The organism is Streptomyces sp. NPDC029164, assembly GCF_055563995.1.
This window is the reverse complement of record NZ_JBVHWW010000007.1, coordinates 153,343-170,514: the sequence shown is the minus strand read 5'-3', so window position 1 is coordinate 170,514 and position 17,172 is coordinate 153,343. Positions and strand designations below refer to the sequence as shown.

General features: G+C 75.1%; 13 protein-coding genes and 1 pseudogene. 1 reads left to right on the top strand and 13 read right to left on the bottom strand.

The genetic code is table 11. The annotated features are described in order from the left end of the window. Positions 1–37: 37 nt before the first annotated feature. From ACZ4VT_RS09615 to ACZ4VT_RS09570, 10 genes are all read right to left on the bottom strand, one after another. A complete protein-coding gene (locus ACZ4VT_RS09615; RefSeq protein WP_030710062.1) occupies positions 38–463 on the bottom strand; it encodes a phage tail protein in 426 nt (141 codons plus the stop codon). Between the two features lie 34 nt (positions 464–497). After that, the gene (locus ACZ4VT_RS09610; RefSeq protein ID WP_467948063.1) at positions 498–3,800 is read right to left on the bottom strand and encodes a DNA polymerase III subunit gamma/tau domain-containing protein; all 3,303 of its coding nucleotides are present in this window, start codon (positions 3,798–3,800) and stop codon (positions 498–500) included. Positions 3,801–3,804: 4 nt separating this feature from the next. Then, positions 3,805–3,963 (bottom strand): DUF6760 family protein, encoded by a 159-nt coding sequence (locus tag ACZ4VT_RS09605; RefSeq protein WP_467948062.1) that lies wholly within the window; start codon positions 3,961–3,963, stop codon positions 3,805–3,807. Beyond that, positions 3,960–4,457 (bottom strand): hypothetical protein, encoded by a 498-nt coding sequence (locus tag ACZ4VT_RS09600; protein ID WP_467948060.1) that lies wholly within the window; start codon positions 4,455–4,457, stop codon positions 3,960–3,962. Before ACZ4VT_RS09600 ends, ACZ4VT_RS09605 begins: the two co-directional genes overlap by 4 nt. Continuing rightward, complete coding sequence (locus ACZ4VT_RS09595; RefSeq protein ID WP_030031999.1) at positions 4,454–4,894, bottom strand: phage tail protein; 441 nt, start codon at positions 4,892–4,894, stop codon at positions 4,454–4,456. Before ACZ4VT_RS09595 ends, ACZ4VT_RS09600 begins: the two co-directional genes overlap by 4 nt. Positions 4,895–4,950: 56 nt before the next feature. Next, a complete protein-coding gene (locus ACZ4VT_RS09590) occupies positions 4,951–6,510 on the bottom strand; it encodes a phage tail sheath family protein (protein ID WP_467948058.1) in 1,560 nt (519 codons plus the stop codon). 157 nt (positions 6,511–6,667) lie between these two features. Then, complete coding sequence (locus tag ACZ4VT_RS09585; RefSeq protein WP_467948056.1) at positions 6,668–8,761, bottom strand: ATP-binding protein; 2,094 nt, start codon at positions 8,759–8,761, stop codon at positions 6,668–6,670. Next, the gene (locus tag ACZ4VT_RS09580) at positions 8,758–9,522 is read right to left on the bottom strand and encodes a Pvc16 family protein (protein ID WP_467948055.1); all 765 of its coding nucleotides are present in this window, start codon (positions 9,520–9,522) and stop codon (positions 8,758–8,760) included. Before ACZ4VT_RS09580 ends, ACZ4VT_RS09585 begins: the two co-directional genes overlap by 4 nt. Continuing rightward, complete coding sequence (locus ACZ4VT_RS09575) at positions 9,519–12,701, bottom strand: hypothetical protein (RefSeq protein WP_467948053.1); 3,183 nt, start codon at positions 12,699–12,701, stop codon at positions 9,519–9,521. The genes ACZ4VT_RS09580 and ACZ4VT_RS09575 overlap by 4 nt, the downstream gene beginning before the upstream one ends. A 176-nt stretch (positions 12,702–12,877) precedes the next feature. Then, a complete protein-coding gene (locus tag ACZ4VT_RS09570; protein ID WP_467948052.1) occupies positions 12,878–13,549 on the bottom strand; it encodes a helix-turn-helix transcriptional regulator in 672 nt (223 codons plus the stop codon). A 218-nt stretch (positions 13,550–13,767) separates the two neighbouring features. Between ACZ4VT_RS09570 and ACZ4VT_RS09565 the strand changes: the two genes are divergently transcribed. Then, a complete protein-coding gene (locus ACZ4VT_RS09565) occupies positions 13,768–15,117 on the top strand; it encodes a COG1470 family protein (protein ID WP_467948161.1) in 1,350 nt (449 codons plus the stop codon). A gap of 222 nt (positions 15,118–15,339) precedes the next feature. On the opposite strand, the gene ACZ4VT_RS09560 is transcribed toward ACZ4VT_RS09565, so the two are convergent. From ACZ4VT_RS09560 to ACZ4VT_RS09550, 3 genes and pseudogenes are all read right to left on the bottom strand, one after another. Beyond that, positions 15,340–15,912, bottom strand: a complete 573-nt coding sequence (locus tag ACZ4VT_RS09560; RefSeq protein WP_467948050.1) for a hypothetical protein — start codon at positions 15,910–15,912, stop codon at positions 15,340–15,342. Positions 15,913–16,042: 130 nt separating this feature from the next. Next, entirely contained in the window at positions 16,043–16,501 is a 459-nt protein-coding gene (locus ACZ4VT_RS09555) for a hypothetical protein (protein ID WP_467948166.1), read from the bottom strand. A gap of 295 nt (positions 16,502–16,796) precedes the next feature. Beyond that, positions 16,797–17,087: pseudogene (locus tag ACZ4VT_RS09550) on the bottom strand (eCIS core domain-containing protein); the annotation flags it as partial. Between the last annotated feature and the right edge of the window lie 85 nt (positions 17,088–17,172).

Sequence of the window (17,172 nt, the reverse complement as noted above, 5' to 3'; positions counted from 1 at the left end):
CGGGCGGGCGGGTGGGTGCCGGACGCGTGCCGGGCGGTCAGGAGGGCAGCAGGCCCTGGTGGGCGATCTCCAACGTCTCCACCGCGGCCGCGGAGTTGGCGGGGTCGAAGGAGGGCCCCTGCCAGCGCACCGGAACGATCCCGAACACCTGCCAGCTGATGATCCGGCTCAGGTCGGGCCGCAGGGCCACGATCTCCCCGTCCTTGGGCTCGACCCGCCGCAGCGTCTCGTCCAGCCAGCGGCCGATCTTCGCCGTGTCGGCCGTGACGGGCCGGGTGAGGGTGATGTTCGACCAGGTCACGCGGCCCGGCAGCTGCCACGTGAAGCCGTTGTTGCCGCCCTCGGCGTAGCTCTCCATCTCGACCTCGGCGCCCATGCCGGAGCAGGTGTGGAAGGCGCCCAGGTCGTTGCCGCCGATCGCCAGCCGGAAGAACACGCTGGTCGCGAAGATGTTGTCCGTCATCGGTCCGTCGTCCGTTTCTCGTGCGTACGTGTTCTCAGCGACGGCCGTCGAAGGGCCGGCCCGCGCGTTCCCGGCCGCGCCGCAACTCGGTGCGCAGCAGGCGGGAGACCGGATCCAGCAGACGGCGCGCGAGATCGTCCAGATCGGCGTCGGGGACCTGCGGGGCGGCGTGCCGGTCGGCCGGGGCGGACTTGGCGCGTCCGCCGCTGCCGCGGTCGCTGCCGCTCGGCCCGTGGCTGGTCGGACCGGGGCCGGTCCGGGCGGCGCCCGGGGCGCGCTGCACCGGCGGCGGGCCCGCCGGCGCGGGGCCGGTCGCCGCCGGGGTGGTGGCGGGGGCCGGTGTCCTCGGGCGTACGACGGGTACGGGCCGCGCCGGCGACGCGGCCGGGGCCGGCTGCACCATGACAGGCGGAGCCTGCGGGCTCGTGACGGGGAGGGGGGTGGCCGCGGCGCGGACGGGGGCCGACGCGGGCGCGGATCGCGGGCCGGGCGCCGGGCGTACGACGTGGGGCGGGCGCGGGCCGTGGCCGCCGCGCGGCCCGTCCACCGCGGCGCGCTGGACCTGCTGCGGTGCGCCGGACGGCGCGGGCCAGCGCGCCGCCACCACCGGGCGGCTCGCCGGGCGGGAGGCGGGCGCGGCCGCGCTCCCCATGTCACGGGTGCCGAGGGGCAGGGGCCGAGCCGCCAGGAGCTGGAGCGTGCGGGGCGCGGAGGGCGCTGCGGCGGTTTCGCCCGCGGGCTTGCCGGTGACCGAGCGGGCGACGACCAGCGGAGCCGGGGAAGCGGAACCGGAAGGCGTACCGGGCGTACCGGGTGTGCCGGGCGTGGCGGATGCGGCGGTACGGCGCTGTACGGCGCCCGCCCCCAGCACGGGCGCGTGGCCGGCCGGCGTCGACGACGCCGCGGACGCGAGCGCGCGCTGGATGTCGGCGGCGGACATGGGCCGAGCCGCCGCCCGGGCCCGGGACGAGGGGGAAGCGGGCGGAGCAGCGCTCGGCGGCAGCGCGGCCAGCGGCGCCCCCAGGCCGCTGCGCACCCGCGGCGCGGACCGCCCCGCGGGCTCGGCGGCGGCCGCGGGCTCGGCCTGGCGCTGAACCATGGGCAGGGCCGGGGCGGGTGCGGGAGCCGGCGCGGGTCGGCCCGACGGCACGGCCGTGGGCGGGAGCTCGGTGAGGGGGGCGCCGAGCGGTGCACGGCTGCGCGCACGCTGCACGGGCGTGTCGGGGCCGGCCGTGGGCTCCGCGTGGCGCTGCGCGGTGTGCTTCTCCGGGCCGTGCCGCGGGGCGGGCTTCGGGCCTGTGCTGTCGGGTTCGGCCTGGCGCTGGACGATGGGCATGGCCGGGGTGGGCGCGGGAGCCTGAGCGGCTGCCGGGCGGTCCGAGGGGGTCGCTGTGGGCGGGAGTTCGGTGAGGGGGGCGCCGAGCGGCGGACGGCTTCCCGCGCGCTGTACGGGCGTGTCCGAGGCGGCTGCGGGCTCCCCCGCTTGCCGCTGCGCGGGGCGCTTCGACCCACTGCTGTCGGGCGTGGTGGCCCGCTCGGCCGAGGGTTCGGCCTGGCGCCGCATGCTGGGCTTCGCCGGGACGGCGGGCTTCTCCGGGCGGTGCTCCGGGGCGGGCTTCGTCCCTGCGCCGTCGGGCTCGGCCTGGCGCTGGACGATGGGCATGGCCGGGGTGGCCGCGGGGGTCGATGCGGGGACGTCCGACGGTTCGGCTGTGGGCGGGAGTTCGGTGAGGGGGGCACCGAGAGGCGGGCGGTTTGCCGCGCGCTGCACGGGCGTGTCCGAGGCGGCTGCGGGCTCCGCCTGGCGCTGGACCATCGGCATGGCCGGGCTGGGCGCGGGGGCCTGAGCGGCTGCCGGGCGGTCCGACGGGATTGCTGTGGGCGCGAGTTCGGTGAGGGGGGCGCCGAGGGGCGGGCGGTTTGCCGCGCGCTGCACGGGTGTGTCCGGCCCGGCCGTGGGCTCCGCCTGGCGCTGCGGGGAAGGGGTGGGCTTCGTCCCTGCGCTCTCGGGCTCCGCCTGGCGCTGCACGCTGGGCTTCGCCGGGGCAGCGGGCTTCTCCGGGCGGTGCTGCGGGGCGGGCTTCGGCCGATCGGTGTCGGGCTCGGCCTGGCGCTGGACCATGGGCATGGCCGGGCTGGGCGCAGGGGCCTCAACTGCCGCCGGGCGGTCCGACGGGGTGTCCGTGGCGGGCGGTTCGGTGAGCGGGGCGCCGAGCGGCGGGCGGCTTCCCGCCCGCTGCACGGGTGTGTCCGCGGCAGCCGCGGGCTCCGCCTGGCGCTGGACCATCGGCATCGCCGGGGCGGGCGCGGAGGCCGCCGCGGGGCCGCCCGACGCGGTGGCCGTGGACGCGAGTTCGGCGAGGGGGGTGCCGAGCGGCCCGCGGCTTCCCGCGCGCTGTACGGGCGTGTCCGAGGCGGCCGTGGTCGTGGTCGTGACCGGGGCCGGGGGTACGGGGGCGGGGCGGACGGCGGGCAGGCGGCGCCTGGGCGTGGCGGGGACCCGGGCGACGGTCAGCGTGCGGCCGACGGCGCGCGGCCGCACCGCGGCGGGCGGCTCCTCACCGACGCCACCGGGACGGCCGGGACGGGCCTCCGCGGCCCCCGGGGCGGACACGGACCGCTGGACGGGCGGCCCGGACGGGGATGGGGACGGGGCGCCACCTCCGGACGACGTTCCACGGGTCGCCGATGCGGTGGGGACCACCGCGATACGGCGGATCAGCGGGAACCGCGGGGGCGTTGGCGCGGGAACGGTGGCGCCGCTGCCCGCCGCCGCGGCCCGCTGTACGGCGGGAGCGGACGCGCCGCGCGTGCCCGCGCCGCTCGGACGGGACGCCGTAGCACGGGACGCCGTAGCACCGGACGCCGACGGGGCGTCGGGCCGTACGCGGCGCGCGGTCCGCGGGGTGTCGCCCGCGGCCGGCGGCTCCGCTTCCTGCGGCTGCCGCAGCGCCCGCAGCAGCAGCGGGCCGCCGCCACTGGCGGCGGGCGCGGGGCCGGCCGCGGCGGGGCGGGTGACCCCGCGTACGAGACCGGCCGGGGCGGACGGCAGCACGGCGTGGCCGAGCCCGATGTCGAAGGACGGGTCGCGCCACGCGGCCAGGCCGGACCGGAAGGCCAGCCCGTCGCTGACGCCGATGGCCGCGCGGGACACGGTCAGTACGGGCCGCGCGGTCATGCGCCAGCCGCCGTCCCAGTCACCAGGTACACCGGTCACCGGTGCGGTGGCCTCCGGTGCGGCGGCCGGGCCGCCGGTGGGCGCGGGCGGCTCCGCTGCCCGGCCGCTCGCGGCCTCCGGCACGGCGGTGCGCCGACGCAGCCTGTCCCGCCATGCCATGCGTTCAACCGCCTTCGTTCACACGGGTGTTGATGCGAGCTATCTCGGCGACCCACTCCTGGCGCTCGCCGTGGGTCAGGTCGAGGATCTCGTCGCGCTGCCAGTGGAAGTGGTAGGCGATGTACGCGATCTCCTCCTTGAGCCGGGGGAGGGCGTACGTCACGATTCCCCCAGGCGCCCACCGGACAGGTCGACCTCGAAGCCGCCTTCGCAGTGCGGGCAGGTGACCGCCGCGCGGGTGTGCCCTTCGCTGTTGACGCGCCGGTAGAAGTCCTGGAGGAACGCGACGTCGGTCGCGTACATCCGCTCGACGATCCCGGCGTGCACGTCGGTGATGGTGCCGAGCCGGGTGATCACCTGGCTGAGCAGCACCACGCTCAGGTACGCCGGGTTCTCCTTGACCCGCAGGTCGATCTGCGGGCGCAGTTCGTCGCGGGCGGTGGCCAGGCGCATCGAGCCGTGCCGGTGCACCGTGCCCGCTTCGTCGACGTACCCGCGCGGCAGCTCGAACTCGAACTCCGTCCGCAGGCCGTGGGCCTCGCGCGCCGCCGGAGCGGCGGCGGCCGGGGGCGCCACCGCCTGCTCCGGGGCCGTCGTGGGCGCCGTGACCTGGAGGATCTCCTCCAGGCTTCCTGCCGTCACCGTACGACGTCTCATTCGACGATGATCTCCTCGAACACGATGGTCACGGACTCGGTGGCCGCGGCGGACTCGCCGGCCTTGAGGGAGGGACCCTCCCACTTGGAGGCCCAGCCCTGCATCAGCTGGATGCGGCGGATGGTCGCGCCCGTGGAGTCCTTGATCTCGATGGTGAGGTTCTGCCGCGCGGTGTCGACGGCCCCGTTGTTCAGGGTCTCCTTGATCCACTTGGTGAACTCGCTGCTCTTGTCGAGTCCCCGGGTGATCGTGACCTCGCCGGCCTGGCGGGCGCCGGGCTGCTTGCGGATGATCTGCTTGCCCTCCGCGCTGACCTGGCGGACCTCGACGACCTCTTCCTCGACGGTCAGGCCGCTGATCTCCTGGATCGATTCGACCAGGTAACCACCGAGCTGGACGCCGAAGATATGGGTGGAAAGAGCATCGCCCTCTGCCATGACTGTCCTTCACCTTTCCTTGCTGCTGCTGCTGGTGGTGCCGCTGCCCCGGAGGGTCACTCGTCGACGAGGCTGGTGCTGTCGGAGAACTGGGCCAGCCGGAAGACCACGAACTCGGCGGGCTTGACCGGCGACACGCCGATCTCGCAGACCACGCGGCCCTGGTCGATCGACTCCTGCGGGTTGTTGTCCCGGTCGCACTTGACGTAGAACGCCTCCGCGGCCGTGCGGCCGAACAGCGCGCCGCGGCGCCACTCCTCGGTGAGGAACGCGGTGACGTTGCGCCGGATGCTCGACCAGAGCCGGTCGTCGTTGGGCTCGAAGACCACCCACTGGGTACCCAGGAGGATCGACTCCTCCAGGTAGTTGAAGAGGCGGCGCACGTTCAGGTAGCGCCAGGCCGGGTCGGAGGAGAGGGTGCGGGCGCCCCAGATCCGGATGCCCCGGCCGGGGAAGGCCCGTACACAGTTCACACCGATCGGGTTGAGCAGGTCCTGCTCGCCCTTGCTCAGACGCAGTTCCAGGTCCACCGCGCCGCGGATCACCTCGTTGGCGGGGGCCTTGTGCACACCGCGCTCGGCGTCGCTGCGGGCCCACACACCGGCGACGTGGCCGCTCGGCGGGACGGTCGTGTTGCGCCCGGCGGCCGGGTCGAAGACCTTCACCCACGGGTAGTAGAGGGTGGCGTAGCGGGAGTCGTAGCCCGCCTCGTCGTTGCGCCAGGTGCGCACCTGCTGCGCGGACAGCCCGGGCGGGGCGTCCAGGACGGCCACGCGGTCGCCCATCTGCTCGCAGTGCGAGATCACCGCGAGCTGTACGGTGCGCACGCCCTCGGAGTCGATGTCGCCGCGCTGGTAGGCGCTCATCAGGTCCGGGACCGCGACCATGGTGATCTCGTCGATGGTCTCCAGGCCGGCGAACCCGGTGCGGGCGGCGGAGTCGCCGACGTACTCGGCGGGGTCGAGGCGGGCCACGCCGCCGCGGCCGGCCGGGGCGGGCGAGGCGGCGGGGGCGTCGGGCACGGCGACGGTCTGCCCGGCGGGCCGGGTCTGGGCCGCGCCCCGCTGCTCGGTGACCTCGATCAGCTTCGAGGCGCGGGCCTGGGTGACGAGGTAGCCCTTGACGTTCTTGCGGGCGGACACCTCGTAGGTCTCGGCCACCTGCTCGCCCTGGCGGACCAGGACCTTGAAGCGGTCCTCGGGCGGGTTCTCGCCGTCCGAGTCGGCGATCTCCACGGACACGCCGGTGATGCCCGGGCGGGCCGTGATGACGAAGCCGCCGAGCTCGACGGGCTCCGCGGACCGGGGCTGGGGGACGGAGCCCGCGGCGGCCGGTGCGGAGGAGTCCTCGGCCTGCCCGCCGATGCGGACGACGTAGGCGGCGCCGCCGCCGTTGGCGAAGTACCCGTAGACGGCGTGGGGCAGGTAGGTGCCCTCGGAGAAGCCGCCGAACCGCTGGGAGTACTGGTCCCAGCTGGTGACCAGCGTCGGCTCGTGGAACGGGCCGCTCTGGGCGAAGCCCACGAACGCGGCGACGGCGGTGCCGACCCCTTCGATCGGGCGAGCACCGGACTGCACCTCCTCCACGTACACGCCCGGGGTGAGGTACGTCGGCATGCTCGCTCCTTCGGGTTACGGCTCTGCGATCAGGTCTGATCAGGTCTGTCCACAGCCTTTCCGGAGGCCGCCGTCGTGGGCAGAGACGTTCGGCCCTGGCCGGGGGCAAGTCCGCTGCCCTCCTGGTCGCCCCCGCCGGACCGGCCAGGCAGCGCGCTCACACCTCCGCGATCTGCCCCAGGTACGGACCGAACTCGCCCTCCAGGACCAGCCGGCCGAGCTTGCGGTACTCCTGGGCGACCGCCGTCACCACCTGGCCCATGGTCAGCGGTTCGCCCGACGCGGCCGCGAAGTAGGCGGCCGTCACGGCGCAGGCCCGGATCGAGCCTCCGGCCAGTTCGAAGCGGTCGGCGCAGAAGGCGAGATCGACGTCGCCGGCCCGGGGCAGCCGCCCGCCCAGGCACCGCTCCCACAGGGCCAGGCGCTGGGTGGCGTCGGGCACGGGGAAGTCCGCGACCACATCGAGGCGGCGGGTGAACGCCTCGTCGAGGTTGGCCCGCAGGTTGGTGGTGAGGATGGCGATGCCGTCGAAGGACTCCATGCGCTGGAGCAGGTACGCCGACTCCATGTTGGCGTGCTTGTCGTGGGCGTCCTTCACCTCGGAGCGCTTGCCGAAGATCGCGTCGGCCTCGTCGAACAGCAGGACCGCGTTGACGGCGGACGCCTCGGTGAAGATCCGCTCCAGGTTCTTCTCGGTCTCGCCGACGTACTTGTCCACAACGGTGGACAGATCCACCACGTACAGGTCCATGCCCAGGTCGGCCGCCACCACCTCGGCGGACATGGTCTTGCCGGTGCCGGAGGACCCGGCGAACAGCGCGATCACCCCGCGGCCGCGCCCGCCGCCGGGCCGCATGCCCCACTGGCCGAGGACCTGGTCGCGGTGGCGGGCGCGCACCGCGAGTTCCCGCAGCCGGCGGTGGGTGGGGGCGGGCAGTACCAGGTCGTCCCAGCCCACCGCCGGTTCCACCCGGCGGGCGAGGCGGGCGAGCCCCGCGCCGTTCTGGGCCCGTACGGCGGTGCGCAGGTCGTCGGGGGAGAGCGGGCGGCCGTCGAGCGCGGCGGTGCGCACCGCGGTGTCGGCGGCGCGCCGCAGCTGCCCGGCGTCGAGGCGGTGCGCGGACACGGACCGGGCGAGCGCGTCGGCGTCGCCGCCCGCGCCGTGCTCTCCGGCGGCCCGCTCCAGCGCGTGCCGCCAGCGGGTGGCGTGCCGGTCGGGGGTGGGGGCCGCCACCGTCAGGGTGACGGGGGTGGCGGCCGCCCAGGCGGGTTCCCAGCCGCTCGTTCCGTACGTGAACAGCGGGATGCCGCGCAGCACGGTGCACAGGGTGCGCAGGACGCGGGCCCGTTCGTCGGGCTGGTCGGGCAGTTCCTCCAGCGGCCCGAGCAGCACGCCGGCGCCCGTCAGGCGGGCCTCGCGGGCGACGGCGCGGGCGAGTTCGGGCAGGGCGCGGGCGTGGTGGGCCAGTGCCGCAGCATCGAGGGCGAGGGGGGTGCGCCCGCTCGCGTGCAGTGCGGCGACCGCGAGGCCGGCGGGATCGCCGCCGCGGGCCCTCAGGTGGACGTGGCGGGTGCCGCTGCCGGCCGCGGCGACGGCCCGGTCCAGCTCGGCCGGTTCGACGGCCGGGTCGTCGGTGGCCGCGGCGAGCACATCGGCCAGCCGGGGGTCGGGCGAGGCGTCGCCGAGCAGGTGGGCGGTGACCCGGTCCGGTACGGCCAGCACCCGTGACAGGGGCGGCCGTTCGGGCTCGGTGACCTCCAGCAGACCGCCCGCGACGAGGGGCGCGGTGGGGGAGAGCCGGAACCGTGCGGCCGCCACGCCGGCGTGGCCGCACAGTTCGAGGGCGAGGCCGACGGTGGGCCGGCGGCGCGTCAGGTCGTCGTTGAGGTAGCCGTAGAGCCGTTCGAAGCGGGCGTCCAGGTCGGGCGCCAGGGCCACGAGGAGCAGGTCCACGTCGAGCGGTTCCAGCCCGAAGCGCGTGGCGAGGACGTCGAGCGGCGAGCCGGGCGGGGGCGCGTCCGGGGCGAGCGCGGGCAGGCCGGGGCCGTGCGGTCCGTCCAGGACGCGGGCGGCGGCCTCGGGCGTGAGGTACTGGCCCCGGTAGGGGTCGTCGGGGTCGGGATCGACGGCCCGGCGGAGCTCCACGGCCCGCCGTACGCGCTCCTCGACGAGCTGGAGCCGGGTCCACAGGTGGGGGGTGGTGTCGGCCGGGGCCGCGGGGGCGGCCTCCGGCTGGATGGTGTGCGTCACGGCTGCCGTTCCCCCCGTCGGCGGCGCGCGGGTGCGTTCGGCCGGGGCCGGGAGCCGCCGAAGCCCTCCGGTCCCGGCTCGTTCAGCCCGACGTAGCGCAGACGGCGCCGGCTGTCGGACCCGTCTCGCTCGGACCTGTTCGGCTCGGCCCTGTCCGGCTCGGATCCGTCCGTGGCGGTCCCGTCCGGATCGACCTGCGGTACGGAGTTCACCACGAGCCCCTCGGTGACCGGCGGGGCCGTGATCGTGCTGATGCCGGCCAGCGGTGCCTTCACACGCAGCCCGAGGGACGGCTTCAGGTCGCCGCCCAGCGCCGACCACACGTCGGAGGCGGCGGGTGCGTCCATGCCGGAGCCGCCCGCGTCCACGTCCACGATGAGGCCGAGTTCGGCGAGCGTGCCGGTGAGCAGGCGCGGGGGCAGCGTGTCGGTGTTCACGAGGCAGGAGAGCACCTGGGAGAGCAGCCGGTGCTCGTCCTGCGGTCGGCTCGCCCACGCGGTGACCAGGTACGTCAGCTCGAACCAGCGCGGCGGGGTGCGGCGCGCGACGACGAAACCGTCCGCGTCGTACACCTCGCCGGCGCCGCTGCCGCGCCGGGTGTGGTCCTCGCGGATGTCGTACAGGAACACGCAGACCGTGGGCGCGCTGCGGCGCGCCGCCCAGTCGCTCGTCGGGGCGTCGAAGACGACCTCGATGCCCGACGCCTCCAGGCCGGACTCCGCCAGCAGCCGGCGGAGCCCCTCGTCCACTTCGTGGATCATCGGCGGGTCACCTCGTCGGGCGGCTGCACCGAGCCGCTGACCACGAGGAAGTCGGTCTGCACCGGCGAGAAGCCGGGGCCGCTCGCGGTGATGACGCGGGGGCCCGTCTGGTCCTTGGCCAGGATCAGCAGCTGGCCGATGAACGTGCCGTCGCGCTGCGGGACCGTCGGTGCCGCGGCCGCCGTGATGCCCGGCTTCCACGTGAACCGCACCGGCACGCCGGGCGGGAAGTCCTCGCCGCGCACCGAGGTGACGAAGCCGGGCTTGCCGATCGGCGGCACGGCGACGATGCGCGGCTGGAGGATGCGCAGTTGCTGCCGGGCGGTGTTGTCGCCGGGGTCGGCGTCCGTGCCCGTTGTGGTCAGGTTGCCGGTCACCTGGGCGGTGAGGGCCTTGTCGGGGTTGAGGACGACCCGCAGGACGGTCCGGGCGCCCGGGGCCAGGTCGGGCAGGGAGCATTCCCCGGCCGTGTCGCAGCCCGGCGGCATCCCGGCGCTCGGTATGCCCTGCGGGAGGCCGATGCGCAGCCGCAGGCCGGTGGCCAGGGCGTTGCGGCCGTTGCGGACGGTGTACGTGACGACGACGCGGCCGCCGACGTAGCCCGGGTTCGGCTGCGCCGTGATGCTCAGCCCGGGGCCGGCCGGGGGCGCGGGCGGCTCCGGCTGCGGCGCGGGAGTCGTCGGCGGTGCCGGGGTCGGCGGGGCCGGGGTGGGAGTCGGCGGGGTCGGGGTCGGCTTCGGGGGTACGGGTGCCTCGCGCACCGGCACCACCGTCCGCCCGGAGTTGTCGCTGGGGCGCGGGTCGATCACGGTGCCGGTGACCGACCAGTCCACCGGCTGGTCCCCGGGGGTGACGCCGGTGAGGGTGACGGTCACCGGGACGGTGGCACCGGGGCGGACCACGCCCAGGGTGCAGGTCAGCGCGGCCGCGTCACAGGTGGCGCCGGGCGCGGTGAGCGAGGTGACGCTCACGCCGAGCGGGGGCGAGACGGTCAGCCGGGTTCCGGGCGAGGCCGCGGGGCCCTGGTTGACGACGTCCACGCGGACGGTGGCGGAGCCGCCGACGGTGAGCGGGGCGGACTTCTCGGGTGCCCGTACCGCGAGGTCCACGGACTGCTGCACGCCGGGTTCCTTCTGGCGGCCCGGCAGGCCGGTGACGAGCAGGGTGTGGTCACCGGAGGCCACGTCGACCAGCTTCAGCTTCTCCGGGCTGTTGGGGGCCCGGGAGCCGCGGGCACTGAGCACCAGGCTCTTGCCGTCGGCGGTCCAGGCGGCGTCGCGGGGCTGGAACGGTCCCTTGGCCGGGGGCTCGGGCAGTTCCCGGCCGCAGGCCCCCGGCACGTCGCGGGCGGCGTCGGGCAGCAGGACCCGGCAGGCGCCGCCGGCCGCGGAGGCGAGCAGGATGCCGTTGCGCTCGTCGACGCGGCCGCCGCCGTTCTTGCGGTTGAAGGCGATGGTGGTGCCGTCGGGCGAGAACGCCGGGCTGTCGTCGATGACTTCGCAGGCACCGGGGCACAGGGTGGCGCTCAGGTCGCGCTGGCGGTCCAGGCGGTCCACGGGCACGGTCCAGATGTGCTTGTTGCCGCCGTTGCCGTTGATCACGAGGTTGCGGGTGAAGGCCAGGGACGTGCCGTCGGAGGACCAGGTGGGCTGGGCGTCGCCGCCCCGGGCCTGGCCGGCGGGCGGGGCGATCTCGCCGCGGATCGCGCCGGTGGCGGCGTCCGCGATCAGGATGCGCGCGGGGCCCGCGGCGTCGCCGACCCCGCCGGGCGAGGTCCGGGTGAAGGCCAGGAGCTTGCCGTCGGGGGAGAACGTCGGGTCGGTGTCCCAGTCCTTGGGGCCGCGGCCGGCGAGCGGCATGGGCGCCGCACGGGAACCGTCGGCGTCCGCCATCCAGATCCGTTCGATCCGGCCGTCGGGCGTGTCCTCGAAGCGGGTCAGCACGATCCGGCGCCCGTCGGGCGTGTAGTTCTGCCGCTCGGTCCACGGGTCGGAGCCGGGGGCGGGCTGGAACAGCGGGTCCTTGGCCGGGTCGGTGTTGGTGTCGGCCGCCGGGTCCTCCTTGAGGATGGTCAGGCCGAGGTCGCGGGGGTCGGAGCCGTCCATCCGGGCGTCCTGCAGGGTCACCACGTGCGGTCCGGCCGCCGAGGTCCGCTCGACGACGACGCCTCCGCCGTTCAGCGGGCCGAGCCAGGTGGGCGAGCCGACCTCGCGGTCCTCGCTGAGCACGAGCTGGGGCGTGTCCGCCGAGTGCGCGGGCACCCGGAAGACGTGGTCCCAGTCGCCCTTGCAGTCACAGGTGCGGTCGGGGCTGAGGAAGAGCAGACCGTTCCCGTCGGGCAGCCACGCTGCCCCGCGGGTACGCCAGTTCGCCTGGGCGCCGGCCAGCAGCGGACCGCCGCCGCGCCCGTCGGTCCAGCGCAGGCGGGGCCCGGCCGAGTCGGCGGTGGTCGGGGTGGCGGTGTAGGCGATCACGTCCCGGTTCGCCTTGTCGTCCACCGGGTTCCACACGGGCTCGGTGGCCGTGCCGCCCGCGGGGTCGGTGACGCGGGTGGCGGCGCCGCCGCGCAGCGGTCGTACGTAGACCTGCCGGCCGACGGCCCTGTCGCTGTCGGAGGAGTACGCCAGGCGGCCGCCCTCCGGCGAGACCGTCGGGTGCTCCTCGTTCGCGGGGGAGTCGGTCAGCCGGGTGAGGCCCGTGCCGTCGGTGCGCACCAGCCACAGGTCGCGCTGGACGCCGCCGGCGGGGGCGGGCTGGGCCGAGTCGAAGACGACCGACCGGCCGTCCGGGGTCAGCCGGGGGTTCGCCGCGTCGAGGCCGCTGGTCAGGCGCCGTACCGAGCCGTCCGCGGCGCGCAGGTAGATCTGCGGGGTCCGCTCGTCGCGGCGGCCGGCGAAGACCAGTTGGTCGCCCAGTGCGGAGGGCTGGGTGTCCAGGTGGGCCGGGCCCTCACCGAACAGCGGTGTGCTGGACTCGCCGGTCGCCACCCGGCCGAGGCTCCGGTGGCGCGTACCGGCGTACACGACCCGGCCGTCACCGGCGTCGGCCGCCAGGGGGCGCGCCTCGGCGTCGCCCGGGCCGGTGGCCGCCGTCACCGCGAGCAAGGGCACCAGCAGCAGCAGCGGCGCGCCGGCCCTCCCCCAGCGGCGTCGACGACTGCCGGAGCCACCCGTGCCCATCACGGTCCACCTCACAGTCCGGTACAGCATTCACGTATGACTTCGTCACCCTGCTGCCCGGCGCGGGCGGCCGACAGGGCCGCGGGGCCGCACCCGGGGGAAGCGCGCGGTGCGCTTTCGGGCAGTGGGGGGTGCGGCCCGCCCGGGCCGGCGGGCCGCCGGCGCCGTACGCGGGGTCAGATGAGCCCGTTGCGCAGGGCGTAGCCGACCGCATGGGTGCGGTTGCGCAGGTGCAGCCGCGTGATGATCTCGTGCAGCACGTTCTTGACGGTCCGTTCGGAGTACGAGGTCTTGCGCGCGATCTCGGAGGTGTCCAGGCCCTCCGACACCAGGCGCAGCATGTCGGCCTCGCGCGAGGTCAGCGTGGACAGGGAGACGGCGTGCGGGTCGAGCGTCGAACGCTGCAGGCTGCCCACGTGGTCGAGGAGCTTCGCGAGCAGGTCGCCGGGCAGTACGCCCTCGCCGTTGGCTATCGCCAGGACCAGGCGCAGGAGCCGGTCCTGGTCGGCCTCGGTGCGCCGCAGCACCGCGGTGACCCCGCATTCGATGGCGCGCTGCAGGGCGTCCCCCGATTCGAAGGTGCCGACCACGAGTCCGGTGCGGGTGCGGGAGTTGTGGCGCAGCCGGTACAACAGGGCGGCCGTCTCGTCGTCCACGCTGTCCACGGCGACGAGGGACACCTGTGCGTCGTCGGCGTCGGCGAGGTCGACGAGTTCGATCTCGGGTCGCTGGCGCAACTGGTGGACGACTCCGACGTGCAGGACCGGGTCCGGTGCATACACGGCCACGGTGACCCGTTCGCCGGCGCCGGATGAGGTGGCGGGTCGGGTGTTCTCAGGCTGGGTCATGGGTGTCGTACCTGCTCCGTGATGCGTATGTGGGGTTACGGATGGATGGGAAGGATCAACAAGGGGTGCGGTGGGGGGAGTTGGTGGGCGTCCGTGGGGGCATCAGTGCTGCCCGGAGCGTTGCCCTCGCGTCCGTGGAAGTGCCCGGAGCGGCGCCGTAGCGTCGTGGCGTGATATCCCCAGCAGCCTCTTCCAGCCCTGGCGCGCCCGGCCTCGACATCCCGCCGGTGTCCGTGACGCCTGGCGGTACCGCATCCACGAGCCTGACCGTCCGCAACGACGGCGACATCGTCGAGGCGTACCGCCTGGAGGTCGTCGGCGACTGCGCTGCCTGGGCCACGGTGGAGCCCGAGCGCGTCTCCCTCTACCCGGGCACCTCGGAAACGGTGACGATCCGGCTGGCGCCGCCCCGTTCGCCGCAGGTGCGCGCGGGGGACGTGCCGCTCGCCGTGCGCGTGCTGCCCACCGAGCAGCCCGAGGCCGTGCGGGTCCCCGAGACCACCGTGCATGTCGAGGAATTCCGGGAGCTGAGGGCTGAGAGCGCTCCCAAGCGGCGCCGCGGCTGGCTGCGCGGACGCTATCGGCTGGCCGTGCGCAATGAGGGCAACTGCCCCGTGCAGCTGGGCTTCACTCCCGCCCAGCCGGGCGAGGAGCTGAAGTTCGCCTTCACCCCCGCGACGCGGAAGCTGGAGCCGGGGGAGTCGGCCGAGGTGGGACTGCGGGTCCGCACCGGCACGCCGGTGTGGTTCGGGACCCCGGTGACCTGGCCGTTCACCGTGGACGTGGCCGAGGTCGAGGCCGAAGCCGAAGTTCGTGACGGTGGCGGTAGCGGTAGCAGTGGCGGTGCTCGTGAGGAGGGCGCGGAGCGGCCCGAGTCGGAGCGCGTCCGGGTGCCGCTGGACGCGGAGTTCGTCCAGATCCCGATCTTCCCGAGGTGGCTGCTCGCGGTACTGGCGGCGCTGCTCGCCCTGCTGCTCGCCTGGTTCCTGCTGGTCCGCCCGGCCGTGCGCAGTACGGCGAAGGAGGCCGCCGAGGCGGTCCAGAAGAAGCCCACGCCCAGTGCGGACCTGAACGGGCAGACCCCGGTGACCGGCGACGGCAAGCAGCCGGCCGGCGGTGGCAAGGGCACCCAGCCCGGTGCGGGCGGAGCCGGTACGGGCACCGGCACCGGCACCGGAGCGGGCGGCGGCGGGGGCGGTACGGGCGGCGGAGGGCAGCAGAGCTCGGCCACCATCGACCTGCAGACCGGAGCCGGACAGTCCAAGACCGGCACCTACACGGTGCCCGCGGGCAAGGCTTTCGGGATCACGGACATCGTCGTCGCGAACTTCCAGGGCGACGAGGGAGTGGTGACCATCGACTTCGGCGACCGCAAGATCACGACGATCGCGCTGGAGACGTTCCGCAACCAGGACTACCACTGGGTCACCCCCATCAGCATCACCGAGAGCCAGACTGTGACCGTGCAGGTGACCTGCGCGAAGCCGGGCACCCCGGCCACCGGCCGTCAGGCGCAGGAGTGTCACGAGGTGCTCAACGTGAGCGGTGTGCTGAGCGACCTCCGGTGACCCGAGCGGCACGGCCATAGTCGGTCAGGTCGCACGCCGGGGCAAAGGAGGCCTTTGCCCCGGCGTCCGGAAATCATTACTCCCAGGTATCGATCGAACGTTCCTCGCACTGCTGTGCACTTTCGTTTCGAGCAGTGCCCAGAACGGTTAACCACGGTACGCCGGGCCCCAGTTGACGGGGTGCCAAAGATGGCTTGATTTCGACTCTCCCTTTTGGTCCGGTCAGTGCGTGGTGACTCCCACCTGCTGACCGGACTCCAGGACCACCGTGGCCGCGCCGAGGTCGACCGTGTTCGGCAGCATCGCCTGCGGCCGCAGCAGGTCCTTCAGGAGGAAACGCATCAGATCGGCCCCGGACACCGCCTTGAGCCGGTCCGCGAACTGAGGGTTCACCGCTTCGAGGCGCTGGATCTCCACGACGGCCCGGTCCACCAGACCCGGCACGATGTCCCGCCCCATCAGGGTGTTGGACCGCAGCCGCTCCGAATGGACCTGCTCCTGCTCGCCGGCTCCGTAGGTCATGGTGCTGTGCGCGTCTGACAGCGCCTGGGTCGTGGAGAACATGATCTGCCCCCGGCGCTCCTGGTCCGGCTCGTCGCCCATCGCCCCGATGACGGCCTCCATGTCCAGCTGGTCGGCCGCCGCCCCCGCGCCGATGTCGAACTTCCGCATCGGCAGCGTGAATCCGGGGGAGAAGTCGTCCTCGCGGGTGTTCAGCTTGCTCTCCGTCCGCGCCGGGTCCTCGGGCCTCGCCCGTACGGTGGGGTACTCGCGCTGCGCGAAGTCGCTGAGCATCAGCCCCCTGGCTCATCAGGGGGGACCGGGCGAGGGGGATCTGGATGCGGGCCGGTTCGTCGTCGCCGCTGAACCGCGGCCCGTGCCCTGCCCGTGTAGTGGCACAGCACGCTCCGCTGGAGCGCGTTCGTCACCTTGGTCCGGACGTCGGGGACCCAGTTTCGGCCACCCTGCCCCCGGCGATCTCCTTGGCCATCCCGGCCCGGTTGAGCTCCGACAGCTCGCGGAAGTAGCTGGGCCCGTGCATGCGGAAGGCGGCCGCGCTGTCGGCCCACTGCGCCTGCTGCCACAGCATGCCGTTCCGGGTCATCGCGCTGAACGGCTCGCCCGCCTCCGCGGGGAACTCGGCGTCGCGGACGAGCTGGTCGTTCACCAGCAGCAGTTCGGCCTTGACGATCTCCAGCGCGGCGGTCAGCCAGGGCTTGACGGCCGGCGGCGCGTCCTCCGCGGCCGGGGCGAGGTCCTGCGTGAGGCGCGACAGCGTGATCATGCAGTGCATGGGGTCGCGGACGGGATCGCCGTCGTACGCGGCGATGGCCGCCCGCGCCTGCGCCACCAGCGGGTCCGCCGGCGCCGGGTTCCGCGCCATCAGCCGGCCCAGCAGCCCCCCGGGGGCGCGGCGGGTCGGCCGGCAGCGTGGGTCCGAGTTCCTCGGGCCCCTTGCACTGGACGACGGCCCGCCCGCCGGCCCCCGGCGCGTGCGCGCCGCGCCCGCCGTGCGCACCATGCCCGCCGTGCTCCTCGCAGGCGGCGCGCTGGACGGGCGCGGGCCCGGCCATGACCCGGCTCGCGTTGGCCTCGGCCTCCCGCGCGAAGCGGTCGCCGGGGTCGCTGACCCGCAGCCCGTGGCCCGCGTCCGCCCCCGAGACCGGCCCCTGCCGCTGCTGGATCACATGGGTGAGCTCGTGGGCGAGGGTGTGCCGGTCACCGCCACCCGCGCCGAGGACGACGTCCCTGCCGGAGGTGTACGCCCGGGCCCCGAGCTCGGCCGCGGACCGCTGCGCCAGGGGACCGGAGTGCACCCGTACGTCGGAGAAGTCGGCGCCGAGCCGGCTCTCCATCTCCTCGCGCAACGGCCCGTCGAGGGGCCGCCCCGGCGAGCGGAGCACCCCGTGCGCGGCCGCCGGCCGGCCCGCCGCGTCCTCGTGCCCGGCGCCGTGGCCCGCCGCCAGCATGCGGGTCACCGCCGCGTTGCGCACGGTCCGCTGGAGCGCCGTCAGCGTCTGCGGGGCGGGAGCGGCGGGAGCGGCGGGAGCGAGG